The sequence below is a fragment of the Ktedonobacter racemifer DSM 44963 genome, assembly GCF_000178855.1.
Classification (GTDB): Bacteria; Chloroflexota; Ktedonobacteria; order Ktedonobacterales; family Ktedonobacteraceae; genus Ktedonobacter; species Ktedonobacter racemifer.
In genome coordinates, this window is record NZ_ADVG01000005.1 from 708307 (window position 1) to 724862 (window position 16556).

General features: G+C 54.0%; 12 protein-coding genes and 2 pseudogenes. 8 read left to right on the forward strand and 6 right to left on the reverse strand.

What is annotated here, in order from left to right; genetic code table 11:
- Positions 1 to 598: 598 nt before the first annotated feature.
- The 7 genes and pseudogenes from KRAC_RS57090 (at position 599) to KRAC_RS57110 (ending at position 5624) form a co-directional block, all read left to right on the forward strand.
- Complete coding sequence (locus KRAC_RS57090; RefSeq protein ID WP_007922712.1) at positions 599 to 1042, forward strand: MarR family winged helix-turn-helix transcriptional regulator; 444 nt, start codon at positions 599 to 601, stop codon at positions 1040 to 1042.
- Positions 1043 to 1103: 61 nt separating this feature from the next.
- On the forward strand, positions 1104 to 1463 hold the full coding sequence (locus KRAC_RS57095) for an ester cyclase (protein ID WP_007922720.1): 360 nt from the start codon (positions 1104 to 1106) through the stop codon (positions 1461 to 1463).
- Positions 1464 to 1677: 214 nt separating this feature from the next.
- Positions 1678 to 1893 (forward strand): annotated as a pseudogene (locus KRAC_RS68605) (IS607 family transposase); the annotation flags it as partial.
- A 32-nt stretch (positions 1894 to 1925) separates the two neighbouring features.
- Positions 1926 to 3221, forward strand: a complete 1296-nt coding sequence (locus tag KRAC_RS57100; RefSeq protein ID WP_007922722.1) for an RNA-guided endonuclease InsQ/TnpB family protein — start codon at positions 1926 to 1928, stop codon at positions 3219 to 3221.
- 189 nt (positions 3222 to 3410) lie between these two features.
- Positions 3411 to 3668 (forward strand): hypothetical protein, encoded by a 258-nt coding sequence (locus KRAC_RS73370; RefSeq protein ID WP_169461070.1) that lies wholly within the window; start codon positions 3411 to 3413, stop codon positions 3666 to 3668.
- Positions 3669 to 3745: 77 nt separating this feature from the next.
- Positions 3746 to 4498, forward strand: coding sequence for a cyclase family protein (locus KRAC_RS64630; protein ID WP_007922725.1), 753 nt, complete (start codon positions 3746 to 3748; stop codon positions 4496 to 4498).
- Between the two features lie 43 nt (positions 4499 to 4541).
- Positions 4542 to 5624: a tartrate dehydrogenase gene (locus tag KRAC_RS57110; RefSeq protein ID WP_007922726.1), complete on the forward strand. Its 1083-nt coding sequence runs from the start codon at positions 4542 to 4544 to the stop codon at positions 5622 to 5624.
- A gap of 554 nt (positions 5625 to 6178) precedes the next feature.
- Here the strand turns inward: KRAC_RS57110 and KRAC_RS57115 are convergent.
- From KRAC_RS57115 to KRAC_RS57130, 4 genes are all read right to left on the reverse strand, one after another.
- Positions 6179 to 6412: a hypothetical protein gene (locus tag KRAC_RS57115; protein ID WP_007922727.1), complete on the reverse strand. Its 234-nt coding sequence runs from the start codon at positions 6410 to 6412 to the stop codon at positions 6179 to 6181.
- Positions 6413 to 6834: 422 nt separating this feature from the next.
- Positions 6835 to 9279: a hypothetical protein gene (locus tag KRAC_RS57120; RefSeq protein WP_007922730.1), complete on the reverse strand. Its 2445-nt coding sequence runs from the start codon at positions 9277 to 9279 to the stop codon at positions 6835 to 6837.
- Between the two features lie 1232 nt (positions 9280 to 10511).
- Entirely contained in the window at positions 10512 to 11675 is a 1164-nt protein-coding gene (locus KRAC_RS57125) for an RNA-guided endonuclease InsQ/TnpB family protein (RefSeq protein ID WP_007922731.1), read from the reverse strand.
- Positions 11635 to 12285: an IS607 family transposase gene (locus tag KRAC_RS57130; protein WP_007922732.1), complete on the reverse strand. Its 651-nt coding sequence runs from the start codon at positions 12283 to 12285 to the stop codon at positions 11635 to 11637. The genes KRAC_RS57125 and KRAC_RS57130 overlap by 41 nt, the downstream gene beginning before the upstream one ends.
- Positions 12286 to 12461: 176 nt before the next feature.
- Here KRAC_RS57130 and KRAC_RS70055 point away from each other — a divergent pair, with 176 nt between their 5' ends.
- The gene (locus tag KRAC_RS70055; protein WP_274532248.1) at positions 12462 to 12869 is read left to right on the forward strand and encodes a tyrosine-type recombinase/integrase; all 408 of its coding nucleotides are present in this window, start codon (positions 12462 to 12464) and stop codon (positions 12867 to 12869) included.
- 72 nt (positions 12870 to 12941) lie between these two features.
- Here the strand turns inward: KRAC_RS70055 and KRAC_RS57140 are convergent.
- Together KRAC_RS57140 and KRAC_RS57145 are read right to left on the reverse strand one after the other, a co-directional pair.
- A pseudogene (locus KRAC_RS57140) lies at positions 12942 to 14178 on the reverse strand (RNA-guided endonuclease InsQ/TnpB family protein).
- Between the two features lie 403 nt (positions 14179 to 14581).
- Entirely contained in the window at positions 14582 to 15877 is a 1296-nt protein-coding gene (locus tag KRAC_RS57145) for an RNA-guided endonuclease InsQ/TnpB family protein (protein ID WP_007922734.1), read from the reverse strand.
- Between the last annotated feature and the right edge of the window lie 679 nt (positions 15878 to 16556).

Genomic DNA, 16556 nt, shown 5'->3' on the forward strand with positions numbered 1-16556 from the left:
CTCCAATCCCAATCGTATGGGCGCTGACACCTTCTCATGATCGGCGCATAACCGCTTTGCGCTCTCTTCGGGGAATACTCCCTTGTGAATAAAAGCTGATTAGCAGCGGTCAAATGTTATGAATGTTACTGGATTTACCCCTATTTAGATGATGTAGAGAAGCACTTATGGATGAGGGAACACGAGACTGCGCGTTGAAGCCAGAATGATCGCCGCGCTGGCGAGCGTGGAAGTCCAGGCTTTTGGAAGAACGCCGTCCCACGGGATGCGCAACGAGAATCATAGCTGAACAATAAGAGGGAAAACGGTCTCATAAAGATGGGGAATGACATTGCTTTTCCACCCATCTCCCAGTATATAGATCTCCCACCTTTCCTGGAGATTTCTCTTCTCTGAACCGCAAAAGGAGTCATCTTCTTACAAGGCAACTGTCATTTCTTACAGATACGCGCATCGCCGGGAGTCAAAAAAGCCAGGAGCCATATGTTTGATATCATCATCTATTGACGATATCAATAGATGATGATATAAATAAAAATATGCACCGCCTTCTTCCGAAGTGCGGAAATTGACAGAGGACTCGGAGGCAAAGTGACGAATGGATGCTCTTGAGGATACCTTTTTTCAACATTTGGCGTCTGTCTGTTCTGAATCCAGGCAAGCCTTTGATCAACATGTCGGCATGAGTCAGCTCCGACGGCAACTGCTAACCCTGCTGTCAGAGATCGGCGAGCTCAGCCATGCTGCTTTACAGCAGCAATTAGCCGTTGATGGAGCCACGATTACGCGTCTGGTCAAGCAGTTTGAGTCCGAAGGAGTACTCAGCCGTCGCCTCGATCCCCAGGATAATCGCTATACGCTCGTCTCTTTGACGGTTTCCGGTCAGCAAATCGTTGCTGGACTGCGGGCGGCGCACCGCTTGTTTCAGACACAACTGCTCAATGGTATCCCCAGAGAAGAACAGGAGATGGTACTGCACGTTCTCGAACGGTTACATGCCAACATACGCGCTCTTCAAGAGGAAGGCCAGCAACAAAAATGAATGCCTGCTCAACGCACAGGCAATGGATCTATCAGGAAGAATCATTCACAGGAGATTTTGCATGATAGCAACAGAGAACAAGGCTTTGGCCTCGCGTGTCTACGAAGCCATCAACACGCAGGACCTCGCGACCTTGGACGAACTCTTTGATCCACACATTATCAGGCATGCCATGGGAGAAGTTGGCATTGAGAGCGCGAGAGCGGCGGTGACCAACGCCTTTGCCATTTTCCCTCAGACGCACTTCGTCGTCGAGGATCTCATTGCTGAAGGCGACAAAGTCGCGCTGCGGGTCACAGTTCACGGTATTCCAACGCCTCCAGGAGAGCCTCTCCCTCTCATCATGGAGATTTTTCGGATCGAAAACGGACGAGTAGCCGAAATATGGGGGGCTGGAACCTTGCGCCGGTCCGATGCATAACCCATCCCACAGACTGGCGACAAATGGAGGGAAGTGAGCACATCCTGCCAAAACCGGAGCCAGAAGCCTCTTCCCTTGTCCAGCCCAACCTGTTTTTTGGTTTCCGGTAATCGTTCTCCGATGCCGTGCCGAACTTCGGCGGCTGCGCTCTCGTATTGAAGGAGATACATACTAGGTATTGACAAAGTGTGCGAAAGTAAGTGAGAATAAGTAGATGTACGCAGTCGTACCGTTTGCCAAGCAGGTGGATGTCAGCGTGAAAACAGTGCAGCGCTGGGACCGAGAAAGCAGGCTCAAAGCCAAAGGAACGCTTTCTGGGCGTCGCTCCTCTCATAAGGTCGATCTGACCACGGCGCTCAACCTTCCGAAGCTGCCAGCCGCTCGCCGAACGAGAGCCACTTGCCGGGTGTCGAGTCCTGCTCGACCGGAATTCCCGCAAAGCGGGAGAAAAGGCGCTCAAGGATGAAAACCGCGCACAAGATCCGGATGAACCCCACCCCTGAACAGGTGGAGTATCTCAAACGAGCCTGTGGCACGAGGCGCTTTATCTACAACTGGGGACGGGAGCAGTGGGAAAAGCAATATCAGGCGTACAAAGCCGAGCAGGAAAGCGTTCCCCAGGAGCAGCGCGTGCTCAACCCGCCACATGCCCTCGCACTCAAGAAGCAATTCAACCAGATCCGGGAGCAGGAGTATCCGTGGACCTATCAGGTGACGAAGTGTGTGGTGGAGGGTGCGTTCGATGACCTCAAAAACGCCTATGACAACTTCTTCGCGGGCAGATCGAACTACCCGCAGTACAAGAAAAAGGAGAAGTCGCACGAGTCGTTTTATCTCTCCAACGATAAATTCACCTTGGGAAGCCATTGGATCTCGATTCCCGGACTTGGCCGCTTCATCCTCGATCAGCGCCAAACGAAGAAGGACCGAGGCAAGCTCTTACGCAGACTGGGAACGGTGAACATCGCCGAAAAACTGCGCTTCGTCGAAAAGGGGAAAGCCACCACACCCACGAAGAAGCGAAACACGCGCAAGCACGTCGTGTGCGAACGGGTCAAGATCCTGGGGGCGACGGTCTGCTGTGAAGCGGGGCACTGGTACGTCTCCATTCAGGTAGACATCACACGGGAGTGCCCCACAACGCCCGAAGCAGTGGTGGGGGTGGATGTGGGCGTAAAGCAGGCTGCTGTGGTGAGCGATGGACGCAGGCTTGAGAACCAAAGGCCATTAGCGCTCCATCTCAAGAAACTCGGCAAGCTGCAACGCCAACTCAGTAAGAAACAGAAGACGAAAGACCCGCAAACCAGGCGAACCGTGTTCAGTAAGAATTACGAGAAGCAACGACTCAAGGTCGCACGCAAGCATCAGCAGATCGCCAACATCCGGCGGGATGTGCAGCACACGTTCACGAGCGAACTGGCGCGAACCTGTGGGGCCATCGGCATCGAAGACCTCAACATCGTGGGGGTGATGGCCAACCGGAAGCTCTCGCGTGCCGTGGCCGATGCCGCGATGGGGCAACTGTTGCAGTTCCTCAGGACCAAAGTGGCCAACGCCGGGGGCGGTCTCTTCATCGCCTCGCGCTGGTTCCCTTCGACCAAACGCTGTTCGTGCTGTGGGCAGGTCAAAAAGCGCATGCCGCTCAAACACCGCACCTATGAGTGCTTGGCCTGTAGGCTGGTCATCGACCGGGATCTCAATGCCGCCTTGAATTTGCTGTGGTTGGCAACACAACAGCTTCGCCAGCTTCACGCGTAAAGCTGGCCGTCCTGGAGAGTGGCTACCGCCGGACGTAAAATGCCTGGGGAGTTGATGTGAGACCGAAACGGGAGGGCCGATCCAAAGGTTCCCGTGCGCTGGCTATCGACGATGAAGCAGGAAGAACTGACCGCTCGGGGGTGTTTACACACATTCGAGTATGAGAAAGGTAGCAGATATGCTTGTCGTATGACACATCCGTTATGGTCAAATTGGTCTCTATGGCAGGCCAATCCCGCTCGATTCGATACGGTGTGTTATAAAGAACTGATTGTGACGGGCACAAACGCTTCGGTCCCTGAGGCCTGGCCCCGCGCGCTGGAACTCTTGCGCCTGGGACTGGTCAAGAGCGAGGCGATGGTTTCGGGCATCTGGCCGCTGCAAGATTGGCAGGATGCCTTTGCGAAGGTCCAGGAAAAAGGGGCCTTGAAGGTCCTGATGGCATAATCACGCATGTGGGCGGGGATATTCTCCCCGCCCACATGCGTTATAGATAGCAACACATCCACTTAGGAGGAACAACAATGGCGTCGATTCAAGAACTGGCAAATCTTTTCAACAACATGGAGGTGGTGGACCTCTCTCCTCTGTTCTACACTAATATGCCTCTCTGGCACACACATCCAGATGTGGCGATTGTCGAGGATGCGCGTACGATTGAGCGCAACGGCTACTTCCTCCAGACGTTGATCTTGCCCGAGCATAGTGGCTCACACGTGGATGCGCCGCCGCATAATCACCCGCATCTGATCGATCAGACCATCGAAAATATTCCTCTGACCACGCTGATGGGCATTGCCAAAAAAATCGATCTCTCTCAGGAGAACTATGCGCCTGGCGAACTGGTCCCTTTCAGCAAAATTCAGCAGAAGATGCAAGAGACTAGCATTACGATCGAAAAGGGCGATATCGTCTTCTTCGAGTTCGGCTGGGATAAGTATCTGATCGATGTTGACAAGAAGGGACCTGATGAGCGTAACTGGTGGGGGAGAAATGAGCCCGGTCTGGATGAGGAGACCTGCCGTTTTTTCAGCGAAGCGGGCGTCAAGGCTGTAGGATCTGATACGACTGCCTGCGACATTGCCCTGGTCGATGGAGTGACAAAACACCAGTTCGGCCACGCCATCTATTTCCTGCCGAAAAGTATCCTGATTGTGGAAGGGCTCTATAATCTTGCCAAGCTGCCGACAACATTTTATTTTATTGCTCTTCCGCTCAAGATTAAGGGTGGCTCTGGTTCTCCCCTGCGTCCGATCGGGATCTTTCCCCGAGCGTAGCAGCGAGAGGCTGCTATGATGGCATAGAAAAGGAAGAGGAAAGATGCAACATTATCACATTGCGGTGCTACCAGGAGATGGCATCGGGCAAGAGGTCATTACGGAGAGCGTTCAGACGCTGGAAGTTCTCGCGCAATTGCACGGCGGCTTTCGCCTGGACACACACGAGTTCGACTGGGGCAGCGACTATTATCTGCGCGAAGGCGCGATGATGCCTGCCGATGGCCCGACTATTCTCAAGCAGAGCGGCTTTGACGGTATCCTGCTCGGCCCTGTTGGAGACCCCCGCGTGCCGGACCATATTACGCTCTGGGGATTATTGTTGCCGATCCGCCAGCAATTCGATCAATACGTCAATCTTCGGCCCATACGCCTGCTGCCGGGTGTGCGGAGCCCATTAGCAAATAAGGGGCTTGCGGATATTGATATGATCTGCGTCCGTGAGAATACCGAGGGCGAATATGCGGGCGTAGGAGGACGTGTGCACCAGGGCACGAACGACGAGGTAGCCATTCAATCGACGGTCTTTACGCGTTCGGGCACCGTGCGTATTATCCGTTATGCCTTCCAGTACGCCCGTGAACATGGACGCCGCAAGGTCACCAGCGCCACAAAATCGAACAGTCTGCAATACAACATGGTATTCTGGGATGAGGTCTTCGCGCAGGTCGCCGCCGATTACCCGGAAATTCCGCACGAGCAGCAACTGATCGATTCTTTAGCGGCGCGTTTCGTCTCCAGACCCGAGAGTCTGGATGTCATCGTCTGCTCGAATCTCTTTGGGGATATCCTTTCGGATCTGGGGGCGGCGCTTGCGGGTAGTATGGGCTTAGCGCCGAGTGCGAATCTCAATCCCGAGCGTCGCTATCCGAGCCTCTTCCAGGCAATTCACGGTTCTGCCCCTGATATCGCGGGTAAGGGCATTGCCAACCCGATTGCCTCGATCTGGTCCGCGCAACTCATGCTCGACTTTTTCGGCGAGCACGAGGCGGCGACGCTCTTGATGCGCGCCATCGAGGATGTGCTCACCGCCCGCCAGGCTCTCACGCCAGACCTGGGCGGTACGGCCACCACGCATCAGCTCGGCGATGGGATCCGCACCCAATTGCGCACGCTGGCGCATTAACCATCACGCTCATGCACAGGGCATTTCATACCTGAATGACGGTAATGCCCTGTGCGCGTAAACGGTGGACCGTTTCCTGTGGGGTCTGCGTATCCGTCACTACCTTATGCACAGCAGTTATGGGTGTAAATTTGCGAATTAAGTGGGCGGATTCTGACTAAATCTTGACAATTAAATGGGAGGTAGAACGGACAGCAGAGCACAAAATTTTTGCTCCCCATCGAGGCGAAGTTTCGAGATCTCTCTGTGAGCCGATTCATATTGATTGCTTGCTCTCCCATTTAATATCAAAATTTTTAACAATCCGCCCACTTATTTCGCAAATTTACACTTATCTTCTCGCACAGAGAAGCACAATACAGGTGAAATAGTATTCCAAGCCAATTGGTAAATGACCTACGACATGGGCGAGTTTAGCCCTCCGACATGAGCACCTGCCCTTCCACTTGAGCAGCCGTGATCTGTTATCAGGGAATATAGCTTTAGGGACGGATCACGGCACTCAACAACTGTAAATTAGCGATACGGCAAAATTTAGCTACGAAGAATCTTTGTCAGTTCATTGGCCTTTGCGTGGGATTAGCTATGCGCTCTATATCCTCCTGGAAATGATCAGGACGGGGAAGAGTGCAGAGCCGTAGGTGTATAAGATCGTCCAGAGAGCAGCCGAGTTGAGCCACTAAAGCCGCATCATCCAGATGCTTTTCCTGTTGGTATGCCGCAATCATGTGAGCAACAAACTTAGGTCTGCTTGCTGCTTGGCGGGCGAGATTGGAAAGGTCTGCCATACTATTCCTCCTTTGTGGGATGGGTAAAAAACATTGTCTATACTACATCCCCGCGAAAAGGACAAAGTTCGAGGGAAAATGATGCCAATTTTCAATCTCTTGCGAATTTACAAAAACGGTGTACAACGATTCACCTCTGGAGCGGCTTTTCAGACAGTCAATGGCTGTGCTGCTCAAGTGGAAGGGCAAGTGCTTACATTGAAGGGCCAAACCTGCTCACTTGGGATGGCATTTACCACTGCTCTCACGAGACAATGAGCTCCACCACAATAGCATGCACACTACCAATCTGCAACACTATTCCCTCATTTAAACATCAGCAATTAAAGCAGATCAAACCTGATTATTTCTCGCTCTTTCATCTCCTTGTACCTCAATGCACCTATTTTTATAACTATAACCCATCAAGCTCTATTCCCCTCCTAAACATAGACTTCTTCGTTCTCCTGTTCTTCAGAGACAACACACGCCGAATGCTCATACCACGCAAGCCATAACAGGATATGATCCCGATTGCCCAGATGCCAGACCCGTTCTGGACTGGCCATCTCTCTGATTTCAATGACGCGTCGACGGATTCGAGGGGCCAGACGCACATCAATGCTATACTGATCCGTATCAATACGCTTCTCCAGGGCACTTACCCATTGCACCAGAGGGCGTGGCAGATTAGTGAGTAGCGCCTGTTCTTCCTCCGCGGGCAGCCTCTGGGATGCTCCCCAGGTGAGATATGACTGTATCTCATACATCACCTCGGAGTCACTCGGGTCATAGGGGGTGGCAAGAAAATGGTTTAACCCAACTTGTCGATGGCTTTCATACGCCTGAGGGGTCAGGAGTTCTCCATCACGGTGCACAAAGAGATATCCGCGACGCTCTACTCCCTGTGCACCTCCTTCCACCCAGAAATCACGTAACGCGGAAGAATCAACGACCACATCCTGAGGAAAAGGACGCGCTCCCCCGTCTTGTGACACGGTCCCCCGAAGCGATATGGCTTCGAGTACCCACTCCAGATGGTTATAAGAAAACCCTCCTTCCATCACCCAGCGCGCCCAGGCCACAAATTCGGCAGAAGGCTCTTCCTGCCCCTCGACATAGGCCCGATACCTGCTCATCACCCATCCACCACCCAACCGGGCAGGGCGGCGTCCAGGATCGGGGAGCCAGGTACGCACCAGGGCATCTACAGCGGCCAGGTGCAACCACTCGGGATGCTCGCGCAATCGCTTGAGATAGGCGCCAGCGTTCTCGTTGCCCTGGCTAAAACGCAGCGACAGGTCCTGGGCAAGCGCATGCAACATCTCACGAGGAGCGGTCTCAAAGTATGCCCTCATCTGCAGGACCTGGTCTCGAAGAGAGAGAGGGACATCACTCACATCGTCATCACCGCTCTCGACAAGAGATACCACCTCTGGAACCAGAGACAGTTGTCTGTCATCAGCAGGCTCTTCACTTGAGAGCACATATGGGCGACCTGATACTTCCTCGTCGTTGAGGTCGACCATCAGCAATTGGTCTACCTGTTGTGATGGATGATATGCTTTCACTTCATTCTCATTATTCTCTTTTTCTCTTTTTGGTGAAAGAGAATAAGTGAGATGAGTGAATTCAGCGCGCGCGTGCGCATGCGCGTGTGTATGGGTCTGTTTTTGTGCACCCAAATGGTCGACTTTTTCTCCCGCAAGAGGTCTACTATCCCCCACAAAGGTCGACGTTTGCTCAACAGGTCGACCTGTTTCGGCTAGGGCCGACGATTCACGAAGAGGTCTCGCATTCTCCTCGATGGTAGACCTGTCTTCTCCGGGTTGACCTGTTTCTGTTGACGCCGATGCTTCGATGAATGGTCGACGCTCTGTCTCTCCAACCGTCGATGTCCTGCCGAAGGATCGACCGTTTCGTTGGATCGTTGCTCGTTCCTTCACCAGGACATCATTCAGCATACTCATCTGTGTTTTCGAAGGCGAAGTGACATGCTGCCCCTGGTCAGATACACGTGGATGTGCAGAGCATGCTGATGCTGAGCTGGTAAGCTCTTCCATCAGCAGTGTCTGCATGGATGCTTTGACGACAGGCGTGATACGTATCCCATATGTGTGCAGCAGAGCCACAAGCCGCTCAATAACGTGCGTGACGGCACCTTCTCGCTCAGGCTGCTCGCCTCCATCTGGCGTTATCAGGCTCTCATCCACCTCTTGCGTGTGACGCTCCTGCCACTGTGGCTCAAGGGGTGGCGCAAGATTCAGATGAGCCATTGAGAGAGGATGTGACGTGCTGCTACGTTCTCTCCTCCCTTGCAGGTTTCCCTGTTGATGGAGATCCGCAATTTGCTGAGGAACTCGTTGCAAGGCGCGTGAACGCCCAACTTTTTTGCGTCGCGTCATTAACTGCTGCACCTGCTCTGTGCACACAGGCAGACAAGGCGTCGAGGTCAGTGGAAAGTAGTAGCATGCTCCCATGCCTCGCGGCTGTTTCCCCCTAAAAAGCAACCCCGCCGCCTGTAACAGCAAAAAGTATTTGCTGGTCGTGTCATAGCACCAGGGCCAGGAAAACGAGGGAGAGGTACACAACACGCGAATGCTCTTGATCGAGAGCACGGCAACCTGCCGGGGAGGTTCACCAGGGGCAAGGGGAATCTCTTCGATATGCGATACCTGGAGCAAATGGGCAAGGAATTTCTGTCCATTGATACAACGCCGGTCCTGCCCAGCGCCAAAAAGCTGTTCCACACGTTCGAGGAGCGGCGCGGGAACGAGGGCAAGGACATTTCGTCCAGCAACCTTCTCCTCGTTCTCTCCGACACGTGAGACGAGCGAAGGAGGTCTGGGAGCATTCAACGAATGCAGTTCGTGCACTCCTGCAACCATGTCGTTTGGTCCGCCTTTCAGAAAGATGAGGTCATGTGGCACTCACGCTCTCTATGGCCGTTGGAGAATAGTGGGGGGAGGCAGGAAGGGATCAACGTGAGCACCACACGGCCTGCTCCTAGTGTACTGAAGAACCCGTTCAAAAGGGAACCACAAAACCACCCAATAGTGGGCGAAGTTCTTCCCAGTTTTCGGCGAAGTTCACGCTGCATACAACAACTGCCTTCACCCCCCACCTTTTCATATGCCATATCACGGCATCACTGGAAGTGCTTACAGGGCTTCTCGAACCGAAACACGCTACAAACGAGCGTCACAGGCGTCATTCGTACAGGCGAGTATACGCGAGATGAGGACCCCCAATGCCTGCCTTTCGCTCTTCGCCTCTCTTGACCGGCCGCGCGCAGTCGGGTACAACAAGAGTGGAAGTGCTATTCATCCATAAGAGATGAATGGAGCCTGGCTAAGTCCGGGATCGCCTTGCCACCAGCATCGTGCAGGGGCAGGGCACGTAGCGCATATGTTATGCCAGACCCACGAAGGCATCCTCTGCTTGCTCGCCATTGCAGACCGCCTTCAGCGCTGGCAGTACCAATGTGCGCCTTCAGGCACGAAGGATGGCATCTCTCCCTCCGTCTCGGAGAAATAAACAGACAAGAGAGAGCACCAGGACAGATCGCGGAGCATCACCTTCTGCCAACCCACGTTTCGTAGTACAGCTTCGGAAAATTCTCAACACGACAAATGGCTTGTAGCGCAACACAAGAACGTTTTCGAAAGCGAGTAGAACGAGATGGGGAAACGACCAGGGCTGATGTATGAAGCCATACAACGACTCAACCAGCTCATGGCTCCGGGCGAGAAACGCTCAGAAGCTAAAGCGCAGGCACGCACTCGCGGGGAGACCTTCTGGTCTTTTTCCGATGGGAAGATGCACGCATACCAGACGCGAGAGACCTACCAGGGGGCGATTATGCGTTTCCTGCATTGGTGCCGGGATGTGCACGGGCTCAAACGGCTCGCTGAGGTCGACGCACGGGCAGATGAACTGGTCACCGGCTATCTCTCAGAACGAAAGGCACAGGGCTATAGCCCCTGGACCCTTACTACAGAGCGTTCCGCGTTTCGCCTGCTCCGATTTTCATATGCAAACGTATGCAAGCAGACGTTCACACCGAATTTCGTTGTTCCTGTTTCATCCGTAGGTGCCTCCGGGCCGAAGCCTTTTGGTCTTACCCCGCGTCCGCAGGCAAGTTTGCGTCTTCGTCCGAGCCAGTACCGGAGACGGCTTGATCAAGCAGCCCGATCAAGCGAAGGGCTTCCCGTAACACATTCTGACCTGCGTTGTGATCTCGATCCTGCGGAAACTGATCATACGGGCAAGCAGAATTCTGACACACAAAGATGCGATCCTTGAGCGTCATCGCTTCCCACGTCCAACCGCAGCAATGGCAGGTCTTACTGGAAGGAAAGAAACGGCCCACCTTGATTATTTGTCCCCCACGTTGCGCCGCTTTTGCCTCGAGCAGACGTCTGAGGGTGCCCAGCGAGGCATCGGCGAACGAGCGAGCGAGACGGCGATTCTTGAGGAGTCCCTTGAGGTGGAGATCTTCCACCCCGATGATCCCGTAACTGTCTGTCAGCCTAGTCGTGAGCTTCTGCAGGACGTCCTGGCGCAGGCAGGTGATGCGATAATGCAGACGGGCGACCAGTCGGCGCGCTTTCTCCCGATTCTTTGATCCCAGTTTTCGACGATGCAGGCGTTTGTTTGCCTGGCGTAACTTCTTGAGGGTGGTTTTAAGGAAGGCTTGGTTTTCGACTTCCTCTCCTGTACTCAAGGTGGTCAGGCGGTTCAGCCCCACATCGATACCCACAGCGGCTGGTTTCTTCACCGCGATAGTATCAGGGATCTCGACCTGGATGGAGACAAACCACCAATCTGCTTGACGCGTAAGACGTGCGCCTGTGACGTTGCCCTGGAAGCGCAGCTTCTCAGCCAGATTGACCCATCCGAGCTTGGGGATCCACATGCGATGATCCCCCAACTCGAATTGATCGTTGGCAAGGTAAAAGGAGGGTTTGCTTGTTTTCTTGCTCTTGAACTTGGGACGGCGGGCACGCCCTTCAAAAAACGCGGTGAAGGCTTTTCCCAGATCGAGAAAGGGCTGATCTGAGGCGTTCTTCGTCACCTCCCATGTCCAGGGGAATTGTACCCGCCGAATCTCGTTGAATTGCTTCTTGAGTTTCAAGGCGGTGGGTTTTTCTCCGGCCTCATACTGCCGATTCCACTCGGCAAGCGCCCAATTCCACGCAAACCGGCTGGTTCCTGCGGCTCTTGCAAAGTAATGGGCTTGCTCAGGCGTGGGATACAGTCTGATCTTGTGTGTCTTGATCATCCTTGATATCCTTTCCCAGAGCTGCCGCTCGAATCAGGTTTCTGTGCGAACGCAGGCCATGAAGCCGGGCGCTGAAGACGGTCACAATGGCCATCAAGTCCCGCACCAGTTCTTCTTCGGGGGAGAAGGGTTCGCCGTTCACAACCGTGATCTGGGTTCCATGCCGTTCACAAAACTGCTCAAACCAGTCATAACCAAAGCGCACGAACCGATCCTCGTAGCCGATAATGAGCTGCACCACCTGTCCTAATTCAATTTGCTCGATCACCTGATTGAAGCCTTTACGTTTGTAGTTGAGCGCAGAGCCAATGTCTTCGATCCACTGGTCCACTTTGATCCCATGTTCCAGGCAATAGGCGCGCAGAGCTTCTTTTTGGAGAGCCAGGTCTTTTTTCTGTGAGGGGGAAGACACACGAGCATACGCGATCACCAATCCCTGCTCGGAGGAAATCAGCCCACGATACTGCAAGTATTGTTCATGTGTGTAGTAGCGCCGATTCGTCGGACTCCGAAACGCGGGTAAAATCCCCTTGCGATCCCATTTTTGCAAGGTATTGACCGATTTTCCAATCAGTTTTCCAAATTGTTTTGGTGAATATGTATGCTCCATACACACATTATAACATGATTTCCCTACTTTTTCAATACTACTGAAGACTCTTTTTCGGATCGGCCACACTGGCGAACCAACTGGAACTTCCGCCTCGCCGTCGTGAGGCTATTCGGCGATCCCGCCATTCAAACGAACACAATCGCCATTTCCAACCACGCCACTTCGAGTCGCTGCTGGCCTTTCTGGATGCGACCGGGTTACGACGGAGCGAGGTGCGAGATGCGCTTGTTCGTGATGTACTGGTCGATGAAGAGCAGGTATATGTCCATGTGCGACGCGGAAAAGGGGGCAAAGAGCGTTGGGTACCAGTATTGCCAGGACGAGAAGCGCTGGTTCTCCAGGTCGTGCAGGGACGCGCTCCAGACGAGCATATCTTTGCCCAGCTTCCAAAACACCTTGATATCCATGCCTATCGCCGCCGATATGCACAGACCTACTATCAACATCTCTCAGGTCGTCCCCTGCCTCCCGGTTCCGGTCGCCTGCCACGCGGAGCCGTCGATCATGAAGCAGTACGGGTAGTATCGCGTGCACTGGGGCATAACCGGGAAGATGTTGTCCTCACCTACTATCTCCGTTAGTAGATTGCAACCGATGCCACCAGTCCATACAGTATCTTAAAATGATGACGAATATGCCTATACGTCATCCGCTCAGACGGCCAGCCGTCTGGGGAGAACTGCCGCTCCCGCTACTCCTCGCCCCACTTGCAAAGGGTCGGAGCTACTTTTGCGTAAGATGTTGTACGATCCGTTGATATCTGCATGAATGAGGCGTCCATCCCTGGCACGATACCAACTGCGAGCCACACGCTTGCCTGAAAACACCAGCTTCTCAGCAGCGTTGGCCTCATAGGGTGGGATGGGGTCGTCGTCCAGAAAACTGGCCTTGCTGGTATAACTTTCTTCCTGAAGGATAATCCTGATCCCCACCAGGTGCGCTTTGTAGGTCAACTGCTCAACGAAACGAGCATGGGGAAGCTGCACAAACTGCTGGTTGTTCCTGCGCCCCATACTCACCTCTTGTTTCCACAAGGGGTTCTTGCCAATCACCAGCGTTCCGATGCCTTCGCCCACCAGCAAATCAATGATCCGACGGCTGGCCGTGTGCAGATACGCATCCACACGGCGATTGCGCTTCGTCGTCACACGATCCAACTGGCGCGAGGTGTATCGGTTCTCATGCGCGAGGCGTTGCTGCTGCTGGGCGCGCTCTTTGTTATAGAACTGATTGAGGCTTTTGAGGGGTTTGCCACTCACCAGACGAGGCACAAAGCCGGGCTTGTCGCTGGTGATGGCTGCGAGCACATTGACACCCACATCCACGGCGGCTCGAAGCTGCGGGTTGACCGCAGCCGGTTGGATCTCCTGTTCATAGACGACCTCCAGCATGTAGCCATCAGCGCGTGGAACGATACGTACCTGCCGGATGGCCTCCCAGGTGATCTGGTTCGCGATCTCGATGGGGAGTCCTGATGGGACCAGCTTGCCCGTGCGCTTGAATGCCCTCTTGCCCAGGGCTTTTTTCTCGTAGATGAGCAGGAAACGGCCTTTGGTCTTGTCTTGATAGCCAGGGAGCTTGGGGCGTCCGGTGAAGGCAGAGGGGTCTTCGCGATAGGCGTCCATCACGCGCAAAAAAGCTGACCCAATTGTGGTGGAGCTGAATGAGGATGGCATTACTGACTTTGCGAGGCAGGGCACAATAGGCCTCATGCTGTTTCAAGCGATGGAAGATGGCAGCGTAGGGCAGGTAGGTTCCCTCGTGAATGAAGGCTTGCCAGACGTGGTAATTGGCCTGATTATAGAGGTTTTTGGAGGCAAAGGCTGCCCGATCAATGACCGCAAAGCGTGCATCCTGATGACGAATGAGATGTCGTTCGACCAACTGCACCTGGTGCCTTCTCCCTTTCCAACAACACGTCCTTCGTGTCGGTGAATCTCGCTCTTGGCATTTCATACAAGAACATTCTTTCTAGCAAAACTCTACCAGAGACGTCTCCATTTGTCAATATCTCTAGCATGATTCCTTGGAAACGTTTATCACACCTCCGCCTCAAGACAATAGCAAAACGCAAACATATACAGAGACCGTGGGAAGAAAGCCCGGGCTTCTCACCTGCTACCTTTCTCATACTCAAAGGTGTGCAAGACGCCTCTGAGCGGTCAGTTGTTCCTGCTTCACAGCCGACTGCCAGCGCACGGGAACCTTTGGATCAGCCCTCCCGTTTCGGTCTCACACCAGCTCCACAGGCACTTTTCCGTCCGGTCGTAGCCACTACCCAGGACGACCACCTTTAGGCGAGAAGGTGGCGAAGCATATCGCGTGCGAACTGCTCCAGATTCAGAGCAGCATTGAGATCCCGATCGATGACCAGCCCACACACCAAGCAATAATAGGTCCGATGTTTCAGTGGCATGCGTTTCTTGACGTGGCCGCACCCCGAACAACGCTTGGTGGAGGGAAACCAGCGAGAGGCCATGAAGAGGTTTCCGCCAGAAGCCGCCACCTTGATTTTCAAGAACTGCAGGAGTTGTCCCATCGCCGCATCCGCAACGGCGCGTGAGAGCTTCCGATTGGCCATCATTCCCAGGATGTTGAGGTCTTCGATGCCAATGGCTCCGCACGTTCGAGCAATCTCGGTCGTGAACTTGTGCTGGACATCCCGGCGAATGGCGGCGATCTGCTGGTATTTCCGAGCCACCTTCAACCGCTGCTTCTGATAGTTCTTGCTGAACGTGGTTTTCCCCGTTTCCGGGTCTTTGGCTTTCTGCTTCTTCGAGAGCGTTCGTTGCAGCTTGCCGAGCTTCCCCAGATGGCGTGCCAACGGCTTTTGGTTCTCAAGCCTGCGTCCATCCGAAACCACAGCAGCCTGCTTCACACCCACATCCACTCCCACCACCGGTTCGGGCGTGGGAGGTCGCTCACGGGTCACCTCGACCTGGATGCTCACGTACCAGTGCCCCGCTTCGCATGACACGGTGGCCCCTAGAATCTTGACCTCATCACACAGGACGTGTTTGCGTCGCGTGCGCTTCTTCGTTGGGACGGAGGCGTTCCCCTGCGTGACAAAGCGCAGTTTTTCTGCCAGATTGACCGTTCCCAGCTTCCGCCTGAGCTTGCCTCGATCCGATTGCTGCTTGCGCTGATCCAAGATGAAGCGACCAAGTCCAGGAATGGCGATCCAATGACTGCCTATCGTGAATTTGTCATTGGCCAGATAAAACGATTCGTGAGATTTGCCTTTCTTCTTGTACTGAGGATACGCTGCCCGTCCGGCAAAGAAATTGCTGTAGGCTTTTCCCAAATCGGCAAAGGCTCCCTCCACCACACACTTGGTCACGTCATAGGTCCACGGATAGGCTGCTTCCCGAATGGCATGGAACTGCTGCTTGAGCGCGAGAGCGTTCGGGGGCTTGAGCACACGTTGCTCTTCGGGAGTCGTTTCCTGTTCCAGCTTGTACGCGTGATACTGCTTTTCCCACTGTTCCCGTCCCCAATTGTAGATGAACCGTCTCGTCCCACAGGCCCGTTTGAGATACTCCACTTGTTCAGGGGTCGGATTCATCCGGATTTTGTGCGCCGTTTTCATTGTTGAGTGCCTTCTCTCACGCTTTGCGGTACTGACGCCATCCGCACAAAGAACGGCTCACCACAGTGACTGCTCCTCCCCGCCAGGAATGGGATGGGGGGCTGGGTTGGCTGTCACGCTCCTTGCCTAAAGAACAGGTTCGGGTGACAGGTCCGCCAGACGTTGGGTCGATGGGCTCGCCCCCTCCTCCACATCCGGGCTTCGGAGACAGCGGTCTCCTCATTCGCCCAGTGATGGGTTCTCTCGTCCGACCCGAGCTCGCACCCGGACGCTGGTGGGAATGTCCGCCATCGACGAGAGCGACGCTCCTTCTGGTAAATTGGAACAATTGTACCAGAGAAGGTGGGAACTGTCAAGGGGAGTTTGGTTGGGGGAACATCGATTTTCCCGACCGCGTCCCAAAAAGGAACGACTTGCGCATCTCCTGGGTTGAAACACCGGGGCTTTCCAGTCCAATTTCTGGAACCGTGTGGAGTGTTTCACGCACATTTGCACACTCTGTCAAGATCTAGTAAACATCTCCCTTTGTAAAATGTGGGTAAAAGACAGGCATGAATGCAGGGGCCTTCAGAGGCGGCGAAGGATAAATGCATCTTCCATCATAGACGCCATCACATCAGCATCAATCCAGGGCAGATAGAAAGCGTTTGAGGAAAATACCAACGTTTGGCGTGAGCGA